The sequence below is a fragment of the Pseudomonas sp. LAMO17WK12:I10 genome (assembly GCF_900215185.1).
Lineage (GTDB): Bacteria > Pseudomonadota > Gammaproteobacteria > Pseudomonadales > Pseudomonadaceae > Aquipseudomonas > Aquipseudomonas chlororaphis.
Map to the genome: position 1 here is coordinate 103,206 of NZ_OBDX01000021.1, position 22,257 is coordinate 125,462.

The window sequence follows — 22,257 nt, forward strand, 5'->3', positions numbered from 1 at the left end:
AATGTCGCTATCCAAAGAAGAAAGGCTGCGTGGCGTCCACGCGGAAGCGCTTGCTGAGTTCGACAATATCCAGTCGGCGCTCCGCGATGAGCGCCGCCAGTGCCTACAGGACCGTCGTTTCTACTCGATTGCCGGCGCTCAGTGGGAGGGCCCGCTCAATGACCAGTTCGAGAACAAACCAAAGTTCGAAGTGAACAAGGTCCACCTTTCTGTCATCAGGATCATCAACGAATACCGGAACAACCGAATCACGGTTGACTTCATCAGCAAGGACGGCGCTGATGACGATAAGTTGGCTGATACCTGTGATGGCCTGTACCGGGCAGATGAGCAGGACAGCTGCGCCGAAGAGGCATATGACAATGCCTTTGAGGAGGCCGTCGGTGGCGGATTTGGTGCATGGCGTCTGCGTTGCGAATACGAAGACGACGAGGATCCCGAGGACGAGCGTCAGCGCATCCGCATTGAGCCAATCTTTGACGCTGATAGCTCGGTGTTCTTCGACCTGAATGCCAAACGCCAGGACAAGTCGGATGCCAAGCGCTGCTATGTGCTTACAGCTATGTCCCCTGGCGCATACAAGGAAGAGTGGGGCGACGACCCGGCATCCTGGCCAAAGATCGTGCATCAGTCTGAGTTCGATTGGTGCACCCCTGATGTGGTGTTCGTTGCTGAATACTATGTCGTTGAGCTGCTGAAAGAGACGGCCTACATCTGGCGCGATCTTGATGGCGAAGAGAAGGCTTACAAGGACTCTGACTTCAAGGATGACGAAGACCTTCGCGAGCGCCTGATTGCTATAGGCAGCAGAGAGATTCGCCAGAAGAAGATCAAATGCAAGAAGATCCGCAAGTACATCATGTCGGGCGGAAAGGTGCTTGAGGACTGCGGCTATCTCCCAGGCAAGTGCATCCCTATCGTTCCCATGTATGGCAAGCGCTGGTTTGTCGATAACGTCGAGCGCTGCATGGGGCATGTGCGCCTGGCCAAGGATGCGCAGCGGCTGAAAAATATGCAGCTAAGCAAGCTTGGTGAAATCAGTGCTTTGAGTTCGATCGAGAAGCCGATATTCACACCGGAACAGATGGCCGGCCATCAGGTGATGTGGGCTGATGACAACATCAAGAACTTCCCATATTTGCTTGTGAATCCGATCACGGATACGGCGGGGCAGCAAGCAGCCTCAGGCCCTATTGGGTACACCAAAGCGCCTGAGATCCCCGCGGCGATGGCTGCATTACTGCAGATCACCGAGACGGACATGCAGGACCTTCTCGGGAACCAGCAGGCCGGTGAACAGCTCCAGCCAAACATGTCTGGCAAGGCAGTTGAGCTGATCCAGAACCGCCTGGACATGCAGACCTTCATCTACATGAGCAACATGGCTAAGGCCGTCAAGCGCTCTGGTGAAATCTGGCTGAGCATGGCCAAGGATGTATTGGTGGAGGAAGGTCGCAAGATGAAGACCGTCTCCTATGACGGCACGACTGGGTCTGTTGAGATCCTGCGACCAGTTACCGGCGCCCAAGGCTTCGAAATAGAGAACGACCTGTCCAACGCCAGCTTCGACGTGGCGGTCGATGTAGGCCCATCCTCGAGCAGTAAGCGCTCCGCCACTGTCCGCGCGCTGACAGGGATGATGACCATCACCACCGACCCGGAGACGCTTCAGGTTCTGAGCGCCATGGTCATGATGAATATGGAGGGCGAAGGCATCGAGGACGTTCGCGGCTTCTTCCGCAAGAAGCTGGTCAGCATGGGCGTTGTTGAGCCGACCGAAGAAGAGGCCAAGGAGCTTGCCGAAGCCCAGGCCAACGCCAAGCCAGACGCCAACACCATCTACTTGCAGGCAGCAGCGCAAGAGGCTGAGGCCAACGCGGTCAAGGCGCGCGCCACCACCATCAAGACCTTGGCCGACGCTGACAAATCCAAGGCCGAAACCATCAAGACCATCACCGAGACTGACCAGATTGAGCAGCAGCAGGCACTTGAGGTAATCGAAAGATTCCAGCAGGGCCTGCCCCCTGCGCCTGATGTAACAGTGATTGCCACTGACGCAAATCCCCCAGCGCCCCCAGCGCTTTAACCGGCATCCGGGCTGCCATTGAATGCCCGAGCAAATGGAGAGAGACATGAATCAATTTGTACATTGCAGACTTGGCCATTTCCTGATGAGCGAAACGGATGGCGAAGGGAGCGACCTCGGCGTCACCGTTGCGGAAGAAGAACAAGAAGAACAAGAACAAGAAGAAGAGCCTGAGGAGCAGGAAGAGCAGGAAGAAGAGTCCAAGGATGATGGCGGAGAAGTTGTTGTAACCATCGGCGATGAGAAGTCGCCAGAAGAGCAGGATGATCAGGCAGCGCCGGCTTGGGTTAAGGACCTGCGCAAGTCCCACCGAGAAGCGCAGAAGCGAATCCGCGAGCTTGAAGCGCAGGTAAAGAAGGACGATCCAGCAACAAAAGTCCCTGAGCTTGGCAAGAAGCCTTCCATGGATGATCCTGACATCGATTATGACGCCGAGAAGTTTGAAACGCGCCTGACCGAATGGCACGAGCGCAAGCGCGAAATCGATCAAGCGCAGGATAACGCCCGCAAGCAGGAGCAGAAGCAGCAGGAGGAGTGGCAGCAGCGCCTTGGTGAATATTCCACTGCCAAATCAGGCCTAAAGGTTAAAGACTTCGATGACGCCGAGGATCAGGTGCGTAACTCGCTGAACGTCACCCAGCAAGGGATCATCATTCAGGGCGCAGAAAACCCGGCGCTTGTTGTCTACGCCCTGGGCAAGAACCCGAAGAAGGCCGCAGAGCTTGCAGCCATCAACGACCATGTGAAATTCGCCTTCGCCATCGCGAAGCTGGAGACGCAATTGAAAGTTCAAAGCCGCAAGCCAGCACCGCCACCCGAGAAGACCGTGACCGGGACCGGGAAAGTATCAGGATCTGTCGATTCAACGCTGGAACGCCTAAGGGCCGAGGCGGAGAAGACTGGAGACATGACGAAGGTGAATGCCTATCGTCGTCAGCAACGAGAAAAGGCGCGTAACAGCTGACTATGTGATTAGTCAATAGCGCTGTATACTTGTACAGGTAATACAAATGGTTTCGCCAGCCAATAACTAGGCAGAGCTGCACGAAAGGCCGCCATCCAGCCCTTTAAGTGGATGAGTTAAAGCGGGGCATTTGCCCGGTAATTTCTCATTCATAAAGGGTTCCAACATGAGTAACTCATTTTCAAAGGAAGAGCGCGTAGCGTTCGAGGATATGCTCGAAGGCTTCGAGGATGCATTGGTTCTGTCCCGGAACGTTTCCACGTTCAACAACGACATGACAATGATGGAGCGGACCAACGACGTCATCTGGCGCCCAATGCCATACATCGCTCAATCGTTCGATGGCATGGACCAAACCGCCAACTTCGGCGACAGCACCCAGCTTTCCGTGCCGGCACGCATCGGCTTCAGCAAGTCGTCCCCATGGCAGATGGATGCCAAGCAGCTGCGTGATGCACTGCAAGAAGGGCGTCTCGGCAAGGCGGCCTACCAGAAGCTCGCCAGTGACATCAACGTGGCTGTAATGAACGTTGCTGCCCTGCAAGGCACTCTGGTTGTGAAGCGCACCACCGCAGCCTCCGGCTTCGATGATGTGGCCCAGGCCGAAGCGATCATGAACGAGCAGGGCATTTCCGGCTTTGACCGCTACCTGGCTCTATCGACCCGCGACTACAACGGCATGGCCAGCAACCTGTCTACCGCTTCGCGTTCGTTCGGCAACCGCAAGTCCGATACCGCATACGAAAAGGCATTCGTAGGCGAGGTTGCGAGCTTCGATACCTACAAGCTGGATTACGCGAACCGTCTTCCTGCTGCGGCAGGTGGCGGTGGCCTGACCATCAGCACCCTGGTGGGCGCCAACAACTGGTGGGTGCCGAAGGCTACTTCGGTTGCAGCTACCGGCGAGACCAGCAACGTCGACAACCGCTATCAAACCGTGACCATCTCCAGCACCACCAACGTGGCCGCCGGTGACGCGTTCACGATCGCCGGCGTGAATGCTGTGCAGCACATCACCAAGGGCGACACCGGCCAGCTGAAGACCTTCCGGGTCATTTCGGTTGACTCTGCCACCACCATGACTATCAGCCCTCCGATCATCTCGAACCAAGGTGGCTCGGACGCTGAGGCGCAGTACCAGAACGTTGTCGTGACCCCATCGGCCACCGCTGCGATTGTGTTCCTGAACACCGTATCGGCCTATGCCAACCCCTTCTGGCACCGCGATGCCTTCGAGATCCTGCCGGGCCGCTATGCAGTCCCAAGCGATGCCGGTACCGCGGTTATGCGCGCTTCCACCGAGCAGGGTATCGAGCTGGTGATGCAGAAGTGGTACGACATCAACACGATGAAGATCAAATATCGTGTCGACACTCTGTTCGGCGTGGTCTGCGCCCAGCCAGAAATGGCCGGCCTGATGCTGTTCAGCCAGACCTAACAGCAAGAATTAAGGGGCTTCGGCCCCTTCGTTCTATCCAAAAAATCAGAGGATTCAGATCATGTCGCAACTCATCTACACCCAAGGCACTGCGACCTTCACGGTGCCGGCAAACGAAAGTGTCGCGGTATTCACCGTCGGCGAGGCCAACGTATTTCAAAACGTGGGCTTCCCCAACTTCCCATCTGCCAAGGACCTGCTAGGCACTGTGGTCAACACGCAAACTGTGTTCGGCCCGTTTACCACTGCGGCCAGTATCACCATCGAGGCCAGTGCTGCTGAGGTCCAGTACGAGGTAGGCACCGCTCCTACAGTTCTGTCTCGTCTGGCGAGCCAAGTCCAGGCCGCGCCCGTTGCGTTGAATGCGACTGGCGCCATTACCGCGGCCGCCATTCTCGGTGGCATCGTCACTTCGACCACAGCGGCGGCCGTGGCTGGCACAGTGCCGACCGGCGCAGTTATGGACGCGGCTACCGAGATGGCGATCAACGACTCCGTTGACTGGTCTGTCATCAACACCGGCGGCAATACCTTCACCGTGACTGCGGCTACTGGACATACCCTGGTGGGCGTCGCAGCAGTGGTCACCGTGACATCTGGGCTTTTCCGTACTCGCAAGACTGCGGCGGATACCTTCGTAACCTATCGGCTGTCCTAAGCCGGATGGATGGGCCGGTGCACCGGCCTGTCCGAATGAAAGAATCAAGTGCTGCCCAGGAGGAATATCGGTGAGCTTTCCAACCATCGTTTACAGGTGCCCAGGTGCTCACCATTGCATCGGAGGAACGTATGACTACATTGGCGCAGCAGATGAAGAAGCTCTGTCGAGTCTCCGCTCCGCTGGGTGGTTTATGACTCTTCCTGAGGCCATGGCGGGAGAAGATATTCATTCCAAACCGTCGCGCTCCGAGCTGGAAGAGAAGGCTTCAGAGCTCGCGATTAAGTTCGATGGGCGCACATCTGATCGGCGTCTAACCGAATTGATCGAAGCCGCGATCGGCCAGGAGTCGTAATCATGGGCTGGACTAAGCGGCAATACATTGAGCAAGCATTCTCTGCTATCGGGATGGCCGGATACGTCTTTGATCTTGAGCCCCAACAGCTTCAGATGGCGCTGACACGTCTTGACTCAATGATGGCCGCATGGAATGCAAAGGGTATCCGCGTCGGGTACCCAGCTCCCAGCAGCCCCCAGAACAGCAACATCGATGAAGAGACGGGCGTCCCTGACGCAGCAAACGAGGCGATCTATTACGGCCTGGGGATCCGCATTGCTCCAGACTTTGGCAAGACGGTAGCGCCTGATGTTAAGTTCTTCGCGAAAACCGCCTATGACACGCTGCTGGCATTGGCGTCGACCCCGATCGAGAAGCAATTCCCGGGGACTCTTCCAGCCGGCGCCGGGAACAAGCCATGGCGCAACAATGATAGCCCCTTCCTTAATCCGCCTTGCGACCCGCTTCTTGCTGGTCCTGACAGCATTATCGAATTCGACTGAGGCCAAGCCATGACGTCAATCAACAAGCTCACCCGGATCGACACGGTAAATGCTGGCGATGTCGTCCCTATCTACATCCAGAATCAAGGTGATGCACGTGGCGCCGCAATGTCGGTGCTTCTCGCATACATGCAGGGGAGTCTTGACTTCCCAAGCACTGGAATCCCTGAGTTCGTCACGCAATATGCCGCCCCATCAGCGACAGGCTTTAGCGTTTCGATCACCACTGCGGCGTCGAATATTCATCTGATCTTGACGCCGACAGGCACTTTCGCTGCCGGGACGCTTGTTCTCCCACTGGCGAGCACCTGCGTCGACAAGCAAGAAGTTCTGGTCAATTGCACTCAGATCGTTACCGCCCTGACGGTCAGCGCCAATGGTGCAACGGCCGTGACGGGAGCGCCTACTACTTTGGCCGCTAACGCATTCTTCCGCCTGAAATTCGATCTACCTACCGGCACTTGGTATCGCGTCGGCTAACTGAGGCATTAGACAATGATTAATCGTGCATTCAATCCGCATCGTGGCGCGAACCAAGTTACTACCCCTGCTGCTGCATCGGCATCTATCTCAATCGATCCTGTGGCGAAATCGGTCCGACTGGTGAACAGCGGGGCGAACATCTGTCATGTACGCGTAGGGACCGGCGCCCAAACGGCGACAACAGCAGATCTTCCAGTGTTTCCACTTTCCTCGGTGATCATCACCAAAGGCGACGGCGAAGACACGCTGGCGCATATCTCCGCTGCCGGTACCACTCTTCATGTACAGACTGGCGAAGGCGGCATATAACCATGCAAATCCCTATCCTTGACGGGATCTATACCGATGAAGAGGCGGACTTCCGCAGTTCGTACCCGGTGAATCTGATCCCGGTTCCGAAGGAAAACGGGATATCGAAAGGATACCTGCGCCCTGCTGACGGGATCATCCAGTCTGGATCAGGCCCTGGCATAGATCGGGGCGGCATCAATTGGAAGGGCGCCTACTATCGAGTGATGGGGTCTAAGCTGGTATCAATCGATAAAGCCGGGACCGTGACAGTCCTGGGCGATGTCGGGGGCACCAACCAGGTAAGGTTTGATTATTCCTTTGACCGCCTGGCGATCGCTTCCAACAATAAACTTTACTACCTGATCGGCACCTCTCTAACACAGGTCACGGACCCAGACTTGGGCGCAGTAATCGATGTTGTATGGGTCGATGGGTACTTCATGACTACTGACGGGATATCCCTCGTGGTCACCGAGTTGAACGACCCGGCCGCAGTGGATCCATTGAAATACGGAAGTTCTGAGGCCGATCCTGATCCTGTCATTGGGTTGCTCAAGATACAGAACGAAGTGTACGCAATGAACCGGTACACGATTGAGGTCTTTGACAATATCGGGGGTGATCTCTTTCCGTTCCAGCGTATTGAGGGCGCGCAAATCCAGAAGGGGATCATTGGCACCCACGCCGCATGCATATTGGTTGATGCTGTGGCTTTCCTGGGCAGCGGGAAGAACGAGGCGCCAGGGGTTTACCTGGGAGCAAATAGCGTTGCGACCAAGATTTCTACTCGAGAAGTGGACCAGATTCTCCTCAATTACTCTGAGGCCCAGCTTTCCCAGAGTGTTCTTGAGGCGAGAATCGACAAGGGGCACCAGCACCTTCTTGTACACCTTCCTGACCGAACCCTTGTCTATGACGTAGCAGGGTCTTCAGCGGTGCAGCAGCCGCTATGGTTCTATTTGACCAGTGCTGTTGATGGATTTTCTACCTACCGCGCCAGGAACCTGGTTTGGGTATTTGACCGTTGGAACTGCGCCGATCCAACGAGCAGTATGCTTGGGTATCTTACGACCGAGCTGTCCTCTCATTATGGTGATCTGGTGCGCTGGGAGTTCGGCACAACCATTGTCTATAACGAAAGCAGGGGCGCGATATTCCACGAGCTTGAGTTGGTTTGCCTCGTCGGTCGTTCTGCCTTCGGCTTGGACCCAACGGTAAGCTCCTCTTACTCTGTCGATGGAGAGAACTGGAGTCAGGAGAAATTTATCCGAACAGGCAAGGCTGGGGATAGAGCCAAGCGCATGGTCTGGTTTCAGCAAGGGCATATGCGCAACTGGCGCATTCAAAGGTTCAAAGGCACGAGTGATGCACGTATATCAATCGCGCGACTAGAAGCCACCATAGAGCCACTAAATGCCTAGCCAGAAGATAAAAATCACGAGGGATCAGCTTGCTGCTTTCGCACCAAGCGCTCAGGTGATACGAGCTTTTGAGCAAATGCTTCTCCAGCTGAATGTTGAAATCCCTGACAACCTCGAAGAGCTGACAATCCTTATTCAAGAAGCATACTCAGAGGCGCAGTCCGGCTCAGCCCGAGCCGACCAGGCCAATAGCGCGCTTCAGAGCATCGCAGAGTCTCTGCAGATGTTGGCAGCAGCCCCGGCGACTCAGGCGAACAACTTCCTCAAAGCCGACTATATCGATATTGATACACTTCCGCCGGAACCCGAGTATGCCGTTGGCAGATTATGGTGGAATCAGACGGGGACACTGAACCTTGGGATGGGTAATGGCAATATTACCCAGCAAGTGGGCGAGGAAGTCTTTATCTATGGGAAAGCATCGGCCGCCATTACTGACGGTCAGCTAATACGAATCACCGGTACCGTCGGCGCATCTGGGGTTGTGACATTTGGCCCTACAACTGCGGGCATGACAGATCCAAATGACATAGTTGGGATTGCTACCGAAAACATCGCCAATAACGCTTTTGGGCGCGTCACCATAATAGGAATTGTGCGCGGGATAAATACGACCGGCGCATCATCCGGGGAATCATGGAGTGACGGGGATGCCCTTTGGTATAAGCCTACTGGTGGTGGCCTGATGACGAATGTAAGGCCCTCTGCGCCGAATCAGAAGACGCAGGTTGCCGTCGTCATTAATGCGGGCCCTGGGTCGTCAGGGTCGCTCCAGGTGCTGATAGAGCGCGGAAGCGCGCTTGGCGTCACGGATTCAAACGTCGAGATCACGGCTGTAGCCAACAAGAATATACTTCAGTATGACTCTGGGCTTGGGTACTGGAAAAACGTATCTCAGTCAGCCGGCGGAATAGTCGCCGCTGAGACGCATGCAGCGTCTAGCAAAGCAACCCCGGTTGATGGGGATGAGTTCCCGCTGATAGACAGCGCGGCGTCATTTTCACTCAAGAAATGGACGTGGGCCAATATCAAGACAGCGATCGCTGCATGGCTGAATACCGGGGTAATTCCTATTCATGTCACGACCGCCAAAGCCACTACAACCATGAGTGTTGGAAGTGCTACCCCTTCTGCCTCGGGGGCCGGATTAACGTTTCCGGCAACACAAAGCGCATCGTCTGACAAGAACACGCTTGATGATTACGAGGAGGATGCATTTGTTCCAACGTGGAATGGTGGATCGCTTACGGTTAATTCTTGCACGTACACCAAGATAGGCCGATTGGTCTATGTGATGTACGACGTTACCTTTGGTGCTTCTGCGTCGGGCTCTGTCTCCACATTGAGCGTGCCATTCGCTCTAAGCAGTAGTTTTGGTAGTGGATCAGTGAATTTCACTGATTATGGCGCGGCATTGTTTGTGGACATGGATTTGGGCAATGGTGCTACCACCCCTATCGCGTTTCGTGCAGCGGCAAATGGTGCTGCTTTGGCATGCAGCACACTGGCTACCAAGCGCGTTATATTCAATACTATCTATAACACTTCAACCTGAGGGACTGATATGGCGGTCATAGTCAAAAATATAATCCCAAGGAAGCAGGCCGAAAACAGCCAGACGACGCAATACACCGCCTTGAATGCTAAAGCAGTGATCGACAAATTCACTGTTACCAATACGAGCGCAGTGACGGTCAGCTTCAGTTGTAACCTTGTTGCCTCTGGCGACACTCCTGGGAATCATAACCTTGTGACGAAAATGAGAGGAATTGCAGCGGGCGAAGCTTATACATGTCCAGAGCTTGTGGGTCAGGTTCTTGATTCGGGCGGCTACATCAGCACGCTTGCTAGCGCTGCTACGTCTCTGACTATCAGTGCATCTGGAAGAGAAATTACATAGCCATTGATTTATAATCAAAGCAGCTGAGAAATCGGAGCGGCCAGCAGCTCACAGCCCCAGTAATGGAGAGTGTGATGCTGATTGTTGATAATTTTCTTCCTGAGTTCGAAGCGCTGCGCGAGTATGCGGACCGCGCTGAATTCAAAGATGTTGTAAATGACTTTGATGGCGTCACTTATCCGCTCATTTGCCGCGATATACCGCCCCAGATCGCAAAGTCTATCCTGACTAAACTTTCGCATATCATCGGTTCTGAAGCCCTGAATCCGACCATGTTCATGCGTCGCTCTCCTGCTGGAGTTCATTGCCCGCACCAAGTCCATTCCGATCTCAGCATGGGGCGCAAGAGCCTAATGCTGTATCTCAACCGCGAAGAAGATTGCTGGGGTGGAACAAGCTTCCTAAGCCATAAAGACACTGGCATTGGCTACAACCCTGGTCATCCCACTTTCGTCTCATTGGTTGTGGCAAGTCAAAACGACCCAGACGCATGGGATGTTCGCGACATGGCCGAAATGCGCCCGAACCGAGCCGTGATATTCGATGCTGCGAGATTGCATCGAGCCGAACCTGTCGGCGGATTTGGTGACACCCCAGAAAACACCCGGGTCGTTCTGACCTGCTTTTTCAGCTGAGGCAATCATGGTCCGTGACGGAAAATTAGAAGATCTTGCCGCCGTGGTTGAGATGGCTCGTGAGTTCTGGAAGCACACCATGTATGACGACCCTTTCGATGCTGACCATGTTCATTTCATGGCATCGCTAGCGCTCGATCATGGGCTTTTGGCCATCCTGGAGATCAATGGCAGCGTCGAAGGTTTCGTGGCCGGTGTGTGCGGCCCGCTGCTGGGGTGTGCAGCCGTGAAAAGTGGCACCGAAATAGCCTGGTGGGTTAATCCTCGAGCCCGAAAAGGGATGAATGGGATTCGCCTCATGGACCATATTGAGGGGCAAGCACGAAGCCAGGGTATCAAGTACTGGAACATGATCGTCATGGAGTCATGCGACCCAGAAATAGGCGCGACCATCTATCAGCGTCGCGGATATCAGAAATCTGAAACTTCATTTACGAGGATTTTGTAATGGCAGCCACTACAGCGGCCGTAGTCGGAGCAGGCGCGGCAGTCTATGGCGCCTCGAAATCCGCAAAAGCGTCAGGCAAGGCCGGGGAGGCCCAGGCCGAAGCATCAGAAGCAGGAATTGCCGAGCAACGCCGACAATTCGACGCCATCAGCAAGCTGCTTGAGCCCTACGTGACGGCTGGGACGGGCGCCCTCGGGCAGCAGCAGGCAATTCTCGGCCTGAGCGGCGCGAACGCTCAGCGAGACGCTATTTCCGGCATTGAAAATTCACCTTATTTTCAGTCCGTTGCGAAGCAAAGCGAAAATGCCATGCTGCAAAACGCGTCCGCCACTGGAGGCCTGCGTGGCGGCAACATTCAGGGTGCTTTGGCTCAATATCGGCCACAGCTTCTGAATCAGTTGGTCCAGCAGCAGTATCAGAACCTCGGCGGCATCACTTCTCTGGGGCAGAGCTCTGCCGCGCAGACAGGCAATGCCGGCATGCAGTCGGCAAACAACATCTCTGGGCTTCTGGCGCAGCAGGGGCAAGCACGGGCTGGCGGCATTCTCGGCCAAGCCAACGCGCAGAATCAGATGATCAGCAATTTGATCGGGATCGGCGGCGCTGCATACGGCGCAGGAGCTTTCTGACATGGCCCAACCATTCAACTACAACATTCAGCAACCTGATATCGCTGGTTCGCTGATGGGGGGGATTCAGGCCGGACAAGGGCTTGCCCAGCAGCAGAAAGCGAGCGCTATGGCCGAGCAATATTCGTCCGATCTGCAGAGCTACTTGAACAACCCGACTGCCAGTGCTGCTGCGGCCATGTCGGTCAAGTACCCGGCTCAAAGGGAAGCGTTCAAGCAGGCCTGGGATATCCAGAGCAAGGATCAGCAGGATTCCCAGTTCCGGGCAGGCACCCAGGTTTACAGTGCAATCCAGAGTGGCAAGCCGGATATCGCCAAAGGTATTTTGGACCAGCAGATTCAGGCCATGGAGAACTCCGGGCAGGACCCAAGCAGCTTGGTTCAGATTCGGGATTCACTCGAGCGCGATCCTAAGCTGACCGGCGCCCAGATCGGATTGACCCTATCGGCTTTGGACCCTGAGAAGTGGGGGAAGATTGCCAGCGAATTGCGCTCCGCCGAAGCCGCCCCTTCCGAATTGACAGCCTCCCACGCCAAGGCGGCAAAGGCTGCCATTGACGCCAAATATGCTGAATCAAAAGCGGTTCAGGACCTGGCGAAAAGCGGCTGGGAAATCTCCAAGATGCAGAATGATATCCAGGTGTCACGTCAGAACTCTCAGATCGCGGCGCTGAATGCGAATATCGCCCGGGAAAGCAATGACTTGAAGCGCCAGGCCCTTCAGCAGAAAGTGCAAGACGCTCAGATGAAGCGAGACGAGACGATTCGCGGGAAAGCTGCCGAGGTTGAATCGTCGCGGGCCACTATCGATAACATGCTCAATACCGCAGATAGGGTGCTGAAGACTCCTGTGGGAGTTATTGAAAGCGCTACGGGGCCAATTTCTTCTAGGCTGCCCACAGCAAGCCAGGATACGGCAGACTTCGAAGAATTGCTGACCACTCTTTCATCTCAGGCATTTATGGCTCAGATCCCGGCTCTCAAGGGAATGGGGGCGCTTTCCAATGCCGAAGGCGAAAAGCTCCAGGCGTCCCTGCAAAACTTGAGCCTTCGACAATCACCATCGCGACTTGTCGAGAACGTTCGAGAAGCGCAACGCCTGATTCTCAAAAGCCGCAGCAATTTGTCTGAGAAGTTCGGCGTGCCTGACGTCGTGCCTGACACGCCATCAGCCGCTCCGGGGCCAGATGAAGTCGATGCCCTTCTACAAAAATATGGAGCGGCTCAATAATGGCCACTCTACAGCAGTTGGAATCAGCCCTGATCAACGCCGATAAGGCCGGCGACATGGATGCAGCCCGTAAATTGGCCGCTGTTGTTGCGCGCGCAAGGCAAGACCCCATGAATCAGGTTCCGGGGAATGAAATCCCGGAGACAGTGCAGCGGGCCCCTGAACAATCCCTAGGCGACGAAATTGTGGGCGCTGGTGAAACAGCCCTGGCTCTCGGCACTGGCGCCACAAGCGGCGCCCTCGGAATGATCGGGGGCACGCTTAAGGGGCTCGCTGAACAGTTGCTATCAGGGCAATTTGGCACGCAGCAAGCGGCTGACGCTGTGGAGCAAGCCGCTACACAGGGTGCCGAGTCTTTGACATATTCGCCCCGTACAGAGGCTGGGCAAGAAATGACTCAGGCTGCCGGCGAGGCACTGGCGCCTTTAGCCGCGGTGGCCCCAATGACCGCGGAGATTGGCGCGATTGCTCAAGGCGCTCGCGCAGCCGCACCACTTACCAGGGCAGCAGCTGGCAAGGTGAGTACGCCGGTCACGCAAGGAGCCAAGCATATTACTGAGGCGGTGCGCCCAGCAACCGCAGAAGCCCAAACAGGCGCTCGAAGCGGTGGCGCGGCGGCAGTAGAGGCGGGGACTCTACGCCAGGCCAAGGCAGAAGAGCTTCCGGTTCCAATCAAGCTAACCCAGGGTCAGCGCAGCAGGGATCTTGGGCAACAGCGTTTTGAGCGGGAGACTGCGAAAGATCCCGAAATGGGCGCAGCCATTCGCGACAGGTTCGCCCAGCAAAATATGCAGCTACAGCAGAACTTTGACTCATTCATCGATATGACAGGCGCGCAGGCAGGCGATCTACGATCAGCAGGGCTGTCTGTCGATCGAGCGCTACGTAGCCGTGCTGCTTCTGATAAGAACCGAATCCGTGCCCTTTATAAGGAGGCTGAAAAGTCTGGAGAAATGGAAGCGCCTGTGAGGCTGGACGATCTTGTCCGTCACATTGAAGAAAGCGCGCCGGAATCAGAGGTGGCCAATGTTCTGAAGGCCGCAAGGTCTAAGGCTATCCAGCTTGGGGTGGCAAAAGAAGATTCCAGTGGGGCCCTGATCCCTCAGCCGGTATCGCTCAAGAATGCCGAGCTATTTCGCCGATCGATCAATGCGGCCACCAACATTGAGCCAACGAATATCCGTCAAGCATCGATCATGAAAGAGTTGATCGACAACGCGACTGAATCAGTTGGTGGCGAGGCATATCGTAGAGCTAGAAGCGCTCGCGCAAAATATGCGCGCGACTATGAGAACGTCACATTGGTGAAAAACCTAATGGGACAAAAGCGCGGTAGCGCTGATCGATCCATTGCTCTTGAGGATGTCGTAAGACGCTCCATTATTGATCCTGGAACGTCCCTGGATGATGTCCGACAGGTCCGTAAGCTTCTCCAGACCGAAGGGTCTAGCGGGCAGCAGGCATGGCGTGAGCTTCAAGGCGCTACTCTGAATTATCTGAAAGAAGAAGCCACCAAGAACGTGTCCAGAGACACGCAGGGCAATGCCATTATCTCGCCGGCTCAGTTAGACAGGGCCATAACAAAGCTCGACAAGAGCGGGAAGCTTGATTTCGTTTTTGGGAAGAAGGGAGCCGAGCAGTTGAGGACAATCAATGATGTCGCAAAAGATGTCTTGGTTGCTCCGCCAGGCGCAGTTAACACAAGCAATACCGCAAGCGTCCTCGCCGGCGCGATGGATCTTGTTCTAACCGCCGCCTCAGGTATTCCAGTTCCGATAATGACGAGTTTCCGCTTGCTCTCCAAGAGCATCAAAGACTCAAAACTTCGGGCAAAAGTACGTAAATCTCTTGGCGAATAATCGGAGCATGAGCTATGTCTGTTGGATCTGTTGTTGCACCATTTGCAGTATTTAACGGGAGTGATGGCAATCCTCTTAATAATGCAACTATTTATATTGGTCAGCCTAACCTGAATCCTCAAACGTTCCCTGTGAACGTATTCTGGGATGAAGCCGGCTTATATCCAGCTGTTCAGCCGCTGCGGACTATTGGTGGGTATTTTTCCAGAAATGGAACTCCGGCAAAGCTTTACGTAACCGGTAACTACTCGATCACGGTGTATGACAGCTCTGGTCGTTTCGTTTACAACTCTCCGAATGAAGTGAACGTCGAAGCAAACGTTTCAAACCTGATCAGCGACCTTGCGAATACCACGGATTCGACCAAGGGTTCGGCTCTGGTTGGTAGAGTATTCCGCCAAGTAGATACAATCGCCGAGCTTCGCACTTTGTCGAAGAATGGGACGCCGTATGCAGTGGTGACCGAGTATTACTCAGGCGCAGGTGTCATTAACAGCCTGTATAAATACGACTCAACCGATACAACCACATCAGACTCTGGGTTTTTGACTATTGTTAACCCAACTGATGGCGGTAGGTGGAAACTAAAACACGCTGACGCCTATACGTTAAAGATGGCAGGCGGGAGAGAGGATGGTGTTACTGATGATGCTGACGCATGGGATCGTCTACTTGCCGTGTCGGAAGGCAAGGAGGTTCGGTGGTCTGGCGTCAGTATGGTAGGTCGCTCTATTGTCATCCCTGTAAACACCCTGAGAATGACGGCGGACTCCAAGGCGGCAACTATAAAGGCCATGGATTCGACTAATTTTGAATACACCCTGTCGGCTGTTGGTAAATCAAAATTAGAGCTCAAAGGATTCACAGTAGATTCAAATAAGTCTGGCCGACAATCCTCACTTACAACCAGAACCGTTAGCGTTAGCCTCGTTAGCTGCACGGACTGCCAATTGACCCAAGTCACTGGCAGCAATGCCATCGGGAGCGCATCAATTCCAGGTATTGGAATTTCCACAGCTGGCGATGGACTCCAAGTAAACACAACGAACTGCATGGCAATGAGTTGTGGTGTTACAGGCAAGGCAGCCGATGGTTTCTTTTGCAGTTCCTCCAACTCCATTAACATAGGGAATGTTTCGATAGATTGCCTTGATACGGGGCATGTTATTGAAAGCTGCTCCTTTACTGGCGGGGTAGGCTGCGTATCTATCAGGTGCGGAGTGGCTGGGGCCATCACAAATGCTACAGCTCAAGACAAGTATGGGTGCTACTTCTCGGGTCTGGTGGGAGAAGACTGGGCCTCTCCTGTTACTGGTGGAATCCAGATCGGTGTTTTTGGAGCTGGAAACCTGATAGATACAAAAGTTGATGCAAGGCTTGTTGGAGTGTCGAGTTCTATTGGTCCTGGGGTGTATGTCCGTAGAACAGGCGCTGGTAGAGTTGACGGGATTGAACTGGATGTATCGGTCAGGAATGGTTCAGCTCAGGGTGTTCTGGTCGAGTCCGCAAAAATGGTCTCGCTCAAAGCCAAGGTAGTAACTCCTGCCATGGCCTGCGTGCAATTTCAGGGTGATTGCACGGATTGCGTTGTCCAGACTGGATCGAATCTTTTCGGCGGCACATTCGGGATAGTCGCCTCTAATACCTCAAAGATTCTTTCGGAAGGTGTTCACATTCAGAGTCCTTCAATGTGGGGGATATACGCCTTCGACACCTCAACCATCACAAGCCTCATGAATGATATCGTCAACCCGGGCGGTTCAAACTATGAAGGCAAGGATGCTGGGGCGACTTTGAACAGAGTTACGTTGATAGGAGGTCAGTTGTCGCTCAACAGCGTTGTCGCTGGCGCGCCTGCTGCTGGGCTTAGTTCGAAGGCCATCCTGGTCAACGGAACTGGTGCCACGGCCGGCGTGATCGGCGTGAGCGCGTCATAATCGGATCAAGCAAGTCATAGGCCATGGATGGCATCCATTTCAACACTCGAGATTGAGAGATGCCAATTTACAGCGACACCCCCTACGTTTTTACCCCGAATCCAAACGCCGATAATGGCCCGCAAATCCGATCGATCTTGAAGGCCGGCTATCGCTGGTTGCAGATCAATGGCACCGAGTGCCCAATCGGGACGACAGTCCTTTTGAATCGCGATGACAACTGGCCATACAGCGGCCAGATCATCGAGCCAGCGCCCGGGATCGATAAAGTCACGATCGATTGCAGCGGAGTAGGGCGAAACCCCGAGCTGCCATCAGACCCGAGCTATGCAGCGATTGACTACGAAGGCAACGTCCGCCCGGGCAGCTACCTGACTGCTACGGCCCACGTCAACACAACCCAGATTTTCGTAGCCGACACGACGCCCTACACGAACGGCTCATGGATTGTGATCTCGGATGCTTCGACCGACTTCGACACCTACCCGATGCCCCTGGATGGGCCAATGGAAGTCCGCCAGGTGATCTATGTCCTGGCCAACTCCCTGATCGTCAACCGGGTCATCAAGCGAGAACACCCGGAAAACGCGATTGTCGCCCTATGCGATCCCATCAAGAACGTGTACATCCGGAACCTCGAGTTCACGGGGAACTGCGCCGTCGGACTGCACATGCACTATGCCCAGCACTGCGTGATCGAAAACATCACGTCGGTCGATTGGACTGGGCGCACTATGTTGTTGGTCGACAATGGCGGCGAGTACAACACCATCATCAATAGCTACTGCATAGGTACCGAGCCTGGGCTGGGAGACGAGCAGAACACTTGGGGCGTCGTTGTCGAGGGGCAGGACTCGACGCGGATTATCAACTCTGGCGGTGAAAGCTGCGGTGTCGGCCAGGGCATGAATTACTGCATCGACACCGTCTCTGTGAATGCCCGGGGCCGCTTCAACACGGTGAATGTCGGTGTGTATACCGCGTCTATCCGTTCCGGCCTATTGCGCCCGCAGGTGGCATCACCAATCATCCTGGATACAGTCATCACTGAAGACTGCGAAGACTGCTACATCGTTGAGCCAGTCCCTTTCGTGTAGGCCCAAAATGCAAAAAGCCCGCTTGATTAGAGCGGGCTTCTATTATGGGCGTGCAGTTACTGGTGCTGGTGGAATCCTTAGCATTGCTGCCAGCTTCTTCCCGAGGATATGCGTAGGGTTCTCAACCGCCTTGTGGATAATCCAAGACAACAAGATGGTCATGGCCGTTTGCATAGAAAGAGCCGGAATTGCTCCGATGCCTTGATCGATCATGATCCTCATCCCCACGATCCCAAAGGCGCCATGGCATGCGTACAGCGGATAGCTGATGTTCGCAAGGAAGTCGAACGCCGGGCCGCCATTCCAGTCCCTGGCCAGCAGATAGAAGCCTGTGAACAGCGCAAAAGCCGCGAAGTAGGAAACGATAACCTCGAGCTGCCAGCCCTCTATAATGCAGCTGTAGCCGAAGACACAAAGCATTCCCACGGCAATGGCAAACAGTCGCTCAAGACTCAGCAGCCCACGGAAATGGTAGTTGAACGCCACACCGATCATCATGAAGAAGATGTACTTGATCGGGTAAACGAAAGCGGCCAACGGCCCCGACTGGTGAATGTTCCCCGGATAGAAGTTCGCAGCCAGCACAGTGGCGATGCCAAGCACGAATAACGGGAGAAGCTTGGCGTTGCCAATCAGTGACCAGCATAGAAGCACGACCAGGTAGAACTTGATCTCCACTTCCAGCGTCCAAACAACCCCGTCTAGCGGTACCGAGCTGCCGAACCAATCGCGGAATAGAGACATCTGGGTCAGTACTTGCGGGACGGTGTATGAGGTCGTGTAGCCCATGTAACCAGCGGCAGTCTCAAGCGCGCCGAGCGTGATAAGCAGCCCGACAATGTAGGTTGGCCAGATCCGGAACAGGCGGCCAATCACGAATTTTGTTTTCGCAAGCTGTTTGCCTTGGAGGCTTGCGACAGAAATAGGGATCACCAGGCCGCTGATCAGGAAGAACAGCGCAACACCGAATGCACCCATGTTCAAGCTGTTCAGCGGATTGAAGAAGCTGATCATCCAGTCCGGGAAAGGTTTCTCTGGCAGCGCAGGCAGCCCACCGAACTCTCCGCGGATATAGTTGAACATCAGTATGTAGTGGGCGATAACCACGCAGAGGGCTGCGATTCCGCGCAAGGCGTTCGCAAAGGCGATCCGTTGCATGATGGGTCCTTTAAATTTTTGATTGTGTAGCTGCTTAGTGTCGAATTCTATACAAGCAGGGATTGGAAAGCTAAGACCGCGGATCCAAGATTGCGGGCTTGGTAGGTTAAAACATGCAGGTAGTACAAGGGGAGTGGTACTCGGTCGGCAGAATGCCGGAGGAGGGTGCGTGACTTTTGCGTGACTCTCTCACGCTCGTGTGAGCGCTTATGGGCATTCGATTGCAGCGAGCGCCAATAAAAACGGCTATTCCAGAAGGGCTTGCATCCGTACTGCGTGCATGGGGTGCTAGGGGTCGAGTGTTCGAATCACTCCGTCCCGACCATATTCCTAAGAGAGATCAAGCACTTAGCGGCCTGATCTCTTTTTTCGTTTAGGGGCTGCGCAAAACCTGCGCAATACTCGCGCAAAACTAGCCTGTGATTTCGCTGATATTCAGGTCGGGAATTGCCTCTGACCAGATGATCTCGGCGTGGTCCCGCTGGTAGTTTTTGGTCATTGCCTCGCTCGCGTGGCCGGCGATTTTCTGCCCGTCCTTTCCAGCTTTCTGATACAGGTGCAGTGATAGCGCTCGCACTTCGTGGAAGCCTGGCATCTCCTCTTCCTTCCAACCTTTGTAGCAACCTGCCAATTCCCGGGCCTCTTTGAAGGCTCGCGTCAAATATCGCTCCTCAACCTGAGTCCAATGGTCTTTCGTCTGCGCCTGCTTCTGTTTCAGGCGATCCGGACGGCGGTGAACCAAGTAGGGGGAGGCGATATCATCCCGGCACCGGCTGATCACGGTCTGGAGCTCATCGGTCACTTTGAACCGAATCCATGCTGCGTCACTGGCCTTGGCCGTCTTCTGCTGCACTACGTACAGAAACCCCTCCCGAATCCCGTCGAACCGCATATTGAGGATGTCCGTCCGTCGCTGAGCTGTGATCAGGGCGAGGTCGATCGCGTTCTTTAGCCAGGTCGGCGACTTCTCCCGGATCGCCTTAATGCCTTCGATGGTATGTCGTTTGCGCTGCTTCTTCTCGATGCGGTTGATGGTGCTGGCCGCCGGGTTGTCCGGGCATAGGCCTTTGGCCGCTGCATGGTTGAAAATGTCGATCAGCAGGGCGCGGCACTGGTTGGCAGTGCGAGGCGTGAGGACGTCCAGCATCTCCGCGATCATGCGGATCGTGATCTGGTCGACCGCCTTTCCTTCGAACTGCTTCCGGAAGCGGCGGAAGTGCACGGCATAGAGACCCAAGGTCCCTTTTGCCAACTCCCGCGGTGGCAGCACGTCGCGTTCATACGTGTCCAGGAAGCCGGCGAACGATTCGGATGTGCTGCCCATTACGGCGCCGATCAGGTCAGCGCCGCGCATGAACTCCAGATTCAACTGCTTCGCGGCGTCAATGGCTTTCAGGCGGTCAGAGCCGAACGGGAAGAACTTCCCATCGGTTGGCCGCCGATAGCGATATGTTCCGCGCCGCGCATCGAAGTACAGGTTCTGCGGAAGGCTCTTGTTCGCAGCTTTGCGCGGCCTTGGTGCCATCATGCAGCTCCTTTCAATACCATTGCGACGAGGTCGTTGCCGGCTGACTTTGTGAATGCAGCCCAGTCAACGTACCAGAGCTTGCCTATCTGCTCGCCTGGGAGCTGACCATTTCGGATGTAGTTGCGGATCGCCTGGGGGCAGGGCGGCGTTCCGTTCACCCCCCAGCGTCGGCGCTGAAACTCGCTGATTTTGATCAGTTCTCGATTCATTATTGATGATCTCCTTGCGGTTCAGGGCCTGGCCCGCTGGATGATGTAAACGATGCCGCTAGCGGTAGCGATCAGCCACAGCATCGAACCAGTGACGGAGGCAATGAGTGCGGCTTCAGTCCCGCTCTCCCACATGCCCGGGACGGCGTAGAAGAACCAGAGCAGGGTGATCAGCAGGTAGGCCAGCATGCCGACCAGGATCTCGAAGAGTTTTTTTGCAGGCATGGGGATTCCTCGCCGGCCGTCTCCGGCCGGTGTGATTGATGAGGGATGTGCCGCACGTGGCGGCAGAAGGTGGTTATTTGGTGTCTAGTCGGTAGTAGGTGGTGCATCTGCACCGCGGGCAGATCATGTCGCTGACGCCGGCGCCAAATTTTTTGCTTGGAACCTTGAGGCGTTCGCTTTCCATGTGTTTGTTCTTGCAACGACAGCACTGAACCTTGATGTCGGACATACGGATTCCTCGCCCGCGTGCTGCGGGTCTATCTGAAAGTTGAGTGTGGGGGGTTAAGCAGAAAGCTCGATCAGTGGGATCCGGCTCATGTGCATCGTGTAGCCGGTACGCTTCTCCATCGCGTTGTACTTGCCCAGCAGTTCTGGGCGATGCCGGCGCCCGTTGCGCAGATCGCCTTTGCTGCCGAAGAGGCAGAAGACGCAGCTCAGGCGATCATTTCCCAGGGCGTAGGCATAGTGCGGCTCTTGACCAGCGGCTGCGATGATGCCGAACACTTCCTCGGTGCTCAGATCATGCACCGGTAGCCATTCGTCCAGGTGTTGACGCTGTTGCTGATACCCATACGACTGAACTCTTTGCGCTTTGCCCGGCCTGGCGACTCCGCAGCACGCAGACCCAAGCAGTTGACGATGACCTTGAAACCGTTGGCCTTGGCATACCGGCGCACCTCGCGCTGAATTGGCCCGCGCTTCAAGTCGCTGGTGCACTGACGGGTGCTCGCCGATGGCCAGCTCGGCACCTCGGGACGACTTTCGAAACGCCGCTCGACCATTTCTAGCAGTGTCTTACTGGCCTTGGCCACGATGAACGGAAGGCCAGCTGATGCCGCCTGGCCCTGGGCAAGCTCCAAAGCACCGGGCCACTCCACCTCGCCCAGGCAGGCGTGAGCGACGATTACAAGCGCGAGTGGGGGCTGGAGTTCGAAGCCTTCCAGCGCGCTGATGGCTGGTGGGAAGACCCGGCCGGACCGAGCCTCTACGAGCAGGCCTATGAAGCGGCGGGATTCGTGCGAGTGGACCAGCCGCAACGCGGCGACATGATCGTCATGTCCATAGGGCGCACCGCGCACCCGAACCACGCGGGGATTTACCTCGACCCGGATCCGCAGCTGCCCGGGGAGGCGGCCGAGGTATTCGGCCCTGGACCTTTCCTACTGCACCACCTGTATGGCCGGCCAAGCGAAATCATCGTTTTCGGCGGGCCCTGGCTC

Annotated in this window: 24 protein-coding genes and 1 pseudogene; 19 read left to right on the forward strand and 6 right to left on the reverse strand. The window is 55.4% G+C overall.

The features are described from left to right. The first annotated feature begins 1 nt into the window (after position 1). The 18 genes from CRO75_RS21925 (at position 2) to CRO75_RS22000 (ending at position 17,917) form a co-directional block, all read left to right on the forward strand. Positions 2 to 2,086 carry a portal protein gene (locus tag CRO75_RS21925; protein ID WP_097138101.1) on the forward strand — a complete coding sequence of 695 codons (2,085 nt, stop codon included), beginning with the start codon at positions 2 to 4 and terminating at the stop codon, positions 2,084 to 2,086. A gap of 46 nt (positions 2,087 to 2,132) precedes the next feature. Beyond that, positions 2,133 to 3,050, forward strand: a complete 918-nt coding sequence (locus CRO75_RS21930; RefSeq protein ID WP_097138103.1) for a hypothetical protein — start codon at positions 2,133 to 2,135, stop codon at positions 3,048 to 3,050. A 166-nt stretch (positions 3,051 to 3,216) separates the two neighbouring features. Beyond that, a complete protein-coding gene (locus CRO75_RS21935; RefSeq protein WP_097138105.1) occupies positions 3,217 to 4,488 on the forward strand; it encodes a P22 phage major capsid protein family protein in 1,272 nt (423 codons plus the stop codon). A 61-nt stretch (positions 4,489 to 4,549) separates the two neighbouring features. Further along, a complete protein-coding gene (locus tag CRO75_RS21940; RefSeq protein WP_092422612.1) occupies positions 4,550 to 5,146 on the forward strand; it encodes a hypothetical protein in 597 nt (198 codons plus the stop codon). A 70-nt stretch (positions 5,147 to 5,216) separates the two neighbouring features. After that, the gene (locus CRO75_RS32600; protein WP_110402617.1) at positions 5,217 to 5,501 is read left to right on the forward strand and encodes a hypothetical protein; all 285 of its coding nucleotides are present in this window, start codon (positions 5,217 to 5,219) and stop codon (positions 5,499 to 5,501) included. A gap of 2 nt (positions 5,502 to 5,503) precedes the next feature. Next, a complete protein-coding gene (locus CRO75_RS21945) occupies positions 5,504 to 5,986 on the forward strand; it encodes a packaged DNA stabilization gp4 family protein (protein ID WP_097138108.1) in 483 nt (160 codons plus the stop codon). A gap of 9 nt (positions 5,987 to 5,995) precedes the next feature. Beyond that, entirely contained in the window at positions 5,996 to 6,466 is a 471-nt protein-coding gene (locus CRO75_RS21950; protein WP_097138110.1) for a hypothetical protein, read from the forward strand. 15 nt (positions 6,467 to 6,481) lie between these two features. Next, entirely contained in the window at positions 6,482 to 6,778 is a 297-nt protein-coding gene (locus CRO75_RS32605; RefSeq protein ID WP_143503991.1) for a hypothetical protein, read from the forward strand. Positions 6,779 to 6,780: 2 nt separating this feature from the next. Then, positions 6,781 to 8,181: a packaged DNA stabilization protein gene (locus CRO75_RS21955; protein WP_097138111.1), complete on the forward strand. Its 1,401-nt coding sequence runs from the start codon at positions 6,781 to 6,783 to the stop codon at positions 8,179 to 8,181. Beyond that, entirely contained in the window at positions 8,174 to 9,736 is a 1,563-nt protein-coding gene (locus CRO75_RS21960; RefSeq protein WP_097138113.1) for a hypothetical protein, read from the forward strand. Before CRO75_RS21955 ends, CRO75_RS21960 begins: the two co-directional genes overlap by 8 nt. Before the next feature lie 9 nt (positions 9,737 to 9,745). Further along, positions 9,746 to 10,081 carry a hypothetical protein gene (locus CRO75_RS21965; RefSeq protein WP_097138115.1) on the forward strand — a complete coding sequence of 112 codons (336 nt, stop codon included), beginning with the start codon at positions 9,746 to 9,748 and terminating at the stop codon, positions 10,079 to 10,081. A gap of 74 nt (positions 10,082 to 10,155) precedes the next feature. Further along, the gene (locus CRO75_RS21970; protein WP_158539502.1) at positions 10,156 to 10,716 is read left to right on the forward strand and encodes a DUF6445 family protein; all 561 of its coding nucleotides are present in this window, start codon (positions 10,156 to 10,158) and stop codon (positions 10,714 to 10,716) included. Between the two features lie 7 nt (positions 10,717 to 10,723). Further along, positions 10,724 to 11,164 carry a hypothetical protein gene (locus CRO75_RS21975; protein ID WP_097138119.1) on the forward strand — a complete coding sequence of 147 codons (441 nt, stop codon included), beginning with the start codon at positions 10,724 to 10,726 and terminating at the stop codon, positions 11,162 to 11,164. Further along, on the forward strand, positions 11,164 to 11,793 hold the full coding sequence (locus CRO75_RS21980) for a hypothetical protein (RefSeq protein ID WP_097138121.1): 630 nt from the start codon (positions 11,164 to 11,166) through the stop codon (positions 11,791 to 11,793). The genes CRO75_RS21975 and CRO75_RS21980 overlap by 1 nt, the downstream gene beginning before the upstream one ends. A 1-nt stretch (position 11,794) precedes the next feature. Further along, positions 11,795 to 13,024, forward strand: a complete 1,230-nt coding sequence (locus CRO75_RS21985; RefSeq protein WP_097138123.1) for a hypothetical protein — start codon at positions 11,795 to 11,797, stop codon at positions 13,022 to 13,024. After that, the gene (locus tag CRO75_RS21990) at positions 13,024 to 14,883 is read left to right on the forward strand and encodes a hypothetical protein (RefSeq protein WP_097138125.1); all 1,860 of its coding nucleotides are present in this window, start codon (positions 13,024 to 13,026) and stop codon (positions 14,881 to 14,883) included. The genes CRO75_RS21985 and CRO75_RS21990 overlap by 1 nt, the downstream gene beginning before the upstream one ends. Positions 14,884 to 14,897: 14 nt before the next feature. Further along, positions 14,898 to 16,820 carry a hypothetical protein gene (locus tag CRO75_RS32610; RefSeq protein WP_143503996.1) on the forward strand — a complete coding sequence of 641 codons (1,923 nt, stop codon included), beginning with the start codon at positions 14,898 to 14,900 and terminating at the stop codon, positions 16,818 to 16,820. 59 nt (positions 16,821 to 16,879) lie between these two features. After that, entirely contained in the window at positions 16,880 to 17,917 is a 1,038-nt protein-coding gene (locus tag CRO75_RS22000; RefSeq protein ID WP_097138129.1) for a hypothetical protein, read from the forward strand. A gap of 42 nt (positions 17,918 to 17,959) precedes the next feature. On the opposite strand, the gene CRO75_RS22005 is transcribed toward CRO75_RS22000, so the two are convergent. The 6 genes from CRO75_RS22005 to CRO75_RS33315 form a co-directional block, all read right to left on the reverse strand. After that, complete coding sequence (locus tag CRO75_RS22005) at positions 17,960 to 19,075, reverse strand: acyltransferase (RefSeq protein WP_097138131.1); 1,116 nt, start codon at positions 19,073 to 19,075, stop codon at positions 17,960 to 17,962. A gap of 412 nt (positions 19,076 to 19,487) precedes the next feature. Next, positions 19,488 to 20,600, reverse strand: a complete 1,113-nt coding sequence (locus CRO75_RS22010; RefSeq protein WP_097138133.1) for a phage integrase Arm DNA-binding domain-containing protein — start codon at positions 20,598 to 20,600, stop codon at positions 19,488 to 19,490. Next, positions 20,600 to 20,812 carry a hypothetical protein gene (locus CRO75_RS22015; protein WP_097138135.1) on the reverse strand — a complete coding sequence of 71 codons (213 nt, stop codon included), beginning with the start codon at positions 20,810 to 20,812 and terminating at the stop codon, positions 20,600 to 20,602. Before CRO75_RS22015 ends, CRO75_RS22010 begins: the two co-directional genes overlap by 1 nt. Positions 20,813 to 20,833: 21 nt before the next feature. Further along, positions 20,834 to 21,037, reverse strand: a complete 204-nt coding sequence (locus CRO75_RS22020) for a hypothetical protein (RefSeq protein ID WP_097138137.1) — start codon at positions 21,035 to 21,037, stop codon at positions 20,834 to 20,836. Positions 21,038 to 21,319: 282 nt separating this feature from the next. After that, positions 21,320 to 21,565, reverse strand: a complete 246-nt coding sequence (locus CRO75_RS33310) for a hypothetical protein (RefSeq protein ID WP_239990624.1) — start codon at positions 21,563 to 21,565, stop codon at positions 21,320 to 21,322. Beyond that, positions 21,553 to 21,897 (reverse strand): hypothetical protein, encoded by a 345-nt coding sequence (locus CRO75_RS33315; RefSeq protein WP_239990625.1) that lies wholly within the window; start codon positions 21,895 to 21,897, stop codon positions 21,553 to 21,555. Before CRO75_RS33315 ends, CRO75_RS33310 begins: the two co-directional genes overlap by 13 nt. Positions 21,898 to 21,933: 36 nt before the next feature. Here CRO75_RS33315 and CRO75_RS22030 point away from each other — a divergent pair. Beyond that, positions 21,934 to 22,257, forward strand: a pseudogene (locus CRO75_RS22030) (NlpC/P60 family protein); the annotation flags it as partial.